4 protein-coding genes are annotated in these 4,547 nt (G+C 65.5%); all 4 read right to left on the bottom strand.

Annotated features, from left to right (window positions below):
• A partial coding sequence (gene hutU, locus EN969_RS18270) for a urocanate hydratase (protein WP_127419290.1) occupies positions 1-1,168 on the bottom strand: 1,168 nt, incomplete at its 3' end.
• 26 nt (positions 1,169-1,194) lie between these two features.
• Positions 1,195-2,013 carry an N-formylglutamate deformylase gene (gene hutG, locus EN969_RS18265; RefSeq protein WP_063167744.1) on the bottom strand — a complete coding sequence of 273 codons (819 nt, stop codon included), beginning with the start codon at positions 2,011-2,013 and terminating at the stop codon, positions 1,195-1,197.
• Positions 2,013-3,554, bottom strand: coding sequence for a histidine ammonia-lyase (gene hutH, locus EN969_RS18260; protein ID WP_027162456.1), 1,542 nt, complete (start codon positions 3,552-3,554; stop codon positions 2,013-2,015). The genes hutG and hutH overlap by 1 nt, the downstream gene beginning before the upstream one ends.
• On the bottom strand, positions 3,551-4,547 hold a 997-nt coding region (hutI, locus tag EN969_RS18255), incomplete at its 5' end, for an imidazolonepropionase (RefSeq protein WP_127419289.1). The genes hutH and hutI, both read right to left, overlap by 4 nt.

Genomic DNA, 4,547 nt, shown 5'->3' with positions numbered 1-4,547 from the left:
GCAGATGGGTGTTGCCGGGCGTCAGTTCGCGCACCTTGGCGTCGGTCTTGTAGATGTCTTCCGGATCGCCCGACAGAGCTGCCCAGCGGAAGGGGCCGATGCCGCGGCAGAACAGCGGACGGATATAGGCCGGCACGAAGCCGGGGAAGGCAAAGGCGTTCTCGAACCCCTCCTCCTTGGCCACCTGGCGGATGTTGTTGCCATAGTCGAGCGTTGGCACGCCGGCGTTCCAGAACGCCACCATCGCCTCGACATGTTCGCGCATGGAAGCGCGGGCCGCCTTCTCGACCGCCTTGGGGTCGCTGACGCGCTTCTCGCGCCACTCGGCCATCGTCCAGCCCTTCGGCAGATAGCCGTTGATGGGATCATGCGCCGAGGTCTGGTCGGTGACCATATCGGGGCGAATGCCACGCCTGAACATCTCCGGGACGATCTCGGCCGTATTGCCAAGCAGGCCGACCGACTTCGCCTCGCCGGCCTTGGTCCAGCGTTCGATCTTTTCCAGCGCCTCGTCGAGCGTCTCGGCGCGCTCGTCGACGTAGCGGGTGCGCAGGCGAAAATCGATCGAGTCCGGGTTACATTCGATGGCGAGACAGCAGGCGCCGGCCATGACGGCGGCGAGCGGCTGGGCGCCACCCATGCCGCCGAGACCGCCGGTCAGGATCCATTTTCCCTTGAGATTGCCGCCGTAGTGCTGGCGACCGGCCTCGACGAAGGTCTCGTAGGTGCCCTGCACGATGCCTTGCGTGCCGATGTAGATCCACGAGCCGGCCGTCATCTGGCCGTACATCATGAGGCCCTTCTTATCGAGCTCGTTGAACTTTTCCCAATTCGCCCAGTGCGGCACCAAATTGGAGTTGGCGATCAGCACACGCGGGGCGTCCGGATGGGTGCGGAAGACGCCGACCGGCTTGCCCGACTGGACCAGCAAAGTCTCGTCATCGGCCAGCGTCCTCAAGGAGGCGACGATGCGGTCGAAATCGTTCCAGGTGCGCGCCGCCCGGCCGATGCCGCCATAGACGACCAGTTCGTTGGGATTTTCAGCAACATCCGGGTCGAGATTGTTCATCAGCATGCGCAGCGGCGCTTCCGTCAGCCAGGAGCGCGCGCTGATTTCGGTGCCGCGCGGGCTGCGGACTTCGCGGATGTTGTGGCGAGGATTGTTCATGGCGTCACTCCATAAAGGACCTGATGTCAGACACGCGCCCAGGATGTCGCGGTCTCGAGGATTTTCCGCAGGGTGGCGCGGATCGGTGCTGCGAACTCGGCGTCATAGGGCACCGGCCAATTGTCCGGCGTGCCCTTGCCATCGGGCTCGCGCATATAGATGCGGTTGGAGAGTTCCATCTGCAGTGCGTGCACGCCTTGTTGCGGCTGGCCGAAATGGCGTGTGATCCAGCCGCCCTTGAAGCGGCCGTTGATGACAAAGGTTTCACCGGTTTCGGCCATGATCTGGCCGACCATCGCCTGCAGCGTCGGATCGGCGCTCCTGCCGTCATTGGTGCCGAGATTGAAAACCGGCAGCGTGCCTTCGAACAGGCGCGGCAGCACTGAACGGATCGAGTGGCAGTCATAGAGCACGATCTTTTCGTGTAGCCCGCGCAACCGGCCGATCTCGGCCTGCAAGGCGGCATGGTACGGCACGAAGAATTCCTCGCGACGCTCGTCGATCTCCGACGGCCCCGGTTCTTCGCCCTCGCGATAGAGCGGATCGCCATCGAAGGTCTCGGTCGGGCAAAGGCCCGTCGTCGCCTGGCCGGGGTAAAGCGAGGCGCCGGAGGGATCGCGGTTGACGTCGATGACGGTGCGCGAGATCGCGGTGTGCACCACCGTCGCCCCGAGGCCGGCGGCAAAGTCATAGAGATTATCGATCCACCAATCGCAGTCGCGGCGGCCGAGCCAGGGCGAGACCAGCCGATTCTCAAGGCCGGCGAGGTCGATGCCGGCGTGTGGTATCGACACCAGCAACGGGGCTGTGCCGGGCGTGACCGTCAGCCAGGGCGCGCTTGCCATCACACCGCTCCGGAAATCGACGGCAGAGCCACACCGCCGGCGGCCTCGATGGCCGCACCGCTGCGCACCATGGCGATGGCTTTTTCCATATCGGGGTGGAAATGGCGGTCATTGTCGAGATGCGGCACTTCGGCCCGCACCAGCCTGCGCACCGCCTCCAGGGCGTCGCTCGAGGCCAGCGGCGCGTGGAAATCGCAGCCTTGGGCCGCGGCCAGCAGTTCGATGCCGATCACCGCGGTGGCGTTCTCGACCATGCCGATCAGCCGGCGCGCGCCGTGCGCGGCCATCGAAACATGGTCCTCCTGATTGGCCGAGGTGGGGATCGAATCGACTGATGCCGGATAGGCTTTCTGCTTGTTTTCGGAAACGAGCGCCGCCGCCGTCACCTGCGGGATCATGAAGCCGGAGTTCAGGCCGGGCTTGGGCGTCAGGAAGGCCGGCATGCCGGAAAGTGCCGGATCGACAAGCATGGCGATGCGGCGCTCCGACAGCGAGCCGATCTCGCAGACGGCGAGCGCGATCATGTCGGCGGCGAAGGCCACCGGCTCGGCGTGGAAATTGCCGCCGGAAAGCGCGGTGTCATCCTCGGCGAAGATCAGCGGATTGTCGGTGACGCCGTTGGCTTCGGTGCCCAGCGTGTCGGCCGCCTGGCGCAGCACGGTGAGTGCCGCGCCCATCACCTGCGGCTGGCAGCGCAGGCAATAGGGATCCTGCACGCGTTCGTCGCCAACCCGGTGCGATTCACGGATGGCGCTGCCGGCCATCAGATTGCGCAGGGCGTCGGCCGTCTCGACCTGCCCGGGATGCTTTCTCAGCACATGGATGCGCGGATCAAAGGGTGCGTCGGAGCCTTTTGCCGCGTCGGTCGACAGGGCACCGGCGACCAGCGCCGATTGGTAGAGCACTTCGGCCTCGAACAAGGCGGCCAGCGCATAGGCGGTCGAAAACTGGGTGCCGTTGAGCAGCGCCAGGCCCTCCTTGGCGCCCAGTGTCACCGGTTCCAGGCCATGCGAGACGAAGGCGACCTTGGCCGGGAAACGGCCATGTGGGGTAAAACATTCGCCGACGCCGATCATCACCGCCGTCATGTGCGATAGCGGGGCAAGGTCGCCGGAGGCGCCGACCGAACCTTGCGCCGGCACCACCGGGATGACGTCGTTGGCCAGCATCGCTTCCAGCAACTCGATGGTTTGCGGCCGCACACCCGACGCGCCCTGCGCCAGGCTGGCGAGCTTCAGCGCCATCATCAGCCGGCAAACGGCAACCGGCATCGGCTCGCCGACGCCGGCGGCGTGCGACAGGACGATGTTGCGCTGCAAGGTCTCGAGATCCTCGGCCGGGATGCGGACGCTGGCCAGTTTGCCGAAGCCGGTGTTGATGCCATAGACCGGCTCGCCCTTGGCGACTATCCTAGCGACGGCCTCGGCGCTCGCCTTGATTTTCGGCCGGCAGGCATCGTCCAGCTTGGGCACGGCGCCACGATAGATGGCGCGCCAGTCGGCCAGCGTCGCATTGCCGGGTTTCAGGGTCAGTTCGGTCATTGTCCTCTCCAGATGCGGGCATGCAGCGGGTTGAAGCCCATGCGGTAGACGAGTTCGGCGGGGCGCTCGATGTTCCAGATCGCCAGGTCGGCGGATTTTCCGGCTTCCAGCGTGCCGGTTTCTCCCAGCAAACCAAGCGCGCGGGCCGCCTCCCGGGTGACGCCGGCAATGCATTCATCGACGGTCAGGCCGAACAGGGTCGCGGCCATGTTCATGGTCAGAAGCAGTGAGGTCAGCGGCGAAGTGCCGGGATTGTTGTCGGTGGCGACAGCCATCCTGACGCCGTGCTGGCGAAACAAGCCGATCGGCGGCTTCTTGGTTTCGCGAATGAAATAGTAGGCGCCGGGCAGGATCGTCGCCACGGTTCCGGCCTTGGCCATCGCCGCTGCACCTGCCTCATCGGTGTATTCGAGATGGTCGGCCGACAGCGCACCGTAACGGGCGGCGAGTTCGGCGCCATGCAAATTGGACAGTTGGTCGGCATGAAGCTTGACCGGCAGGCCGGCCGCCTTTGCAGCATCGAAGACGCGCGCCATCTGTTCCGGCGAAAAGGCGATGCCCTCGCAGAAACCGTCGACGGCATCGGCCAGCCCCTCGGCGGCAACCGCCGGGAGAATTTCCTTGGCGACCAGATCGATAAAGGCGTCCTTGTCACCCTTGGCTTCCGGCGGCAGCGCGTGGGCGCCGAGGAAGGTCGTGCGGATCGTCACCGGCCGCTGGTTGCCCAGCCGCCGTGCGGCACGCAGCGACTTCTTCTCGTTTTCGAGGTCCAGGCCGTAGCCTGATTTTACCTCCACGGTGGTTACGCCCTCGGCAATCAGCGCATCGAGGCGTGGCAGTGATTGGGTGACCAGTTCGCTCTCGCTGGCGGCGCGCAGCGACTTGACCGAGGAGACTATGCCGCCACCAGCCCGGGCGACCTCTTCATAAGTGGCGCCGGCCAGCCGCATCTCGAATTCGTTGGCGCGGTTGCCGGCATGGACCAGATGGGTG

It is taken from the genome of Mesorhizobium sp. M7A.F.Ca.CA.003.01.2.1, from assembly GCF_003998945.1.
Taxonomy (GTDB): domain Bacteria; phylum Pseudomonadota; class Alphaproteobacteria; order Rhizobiales; family Rhizobiaceae; genus Mesorhizobium; species Mesorhizobium ciceri.
This window is presented reverse-complemented; position numbering and strand designations above follow the sequence as displayed.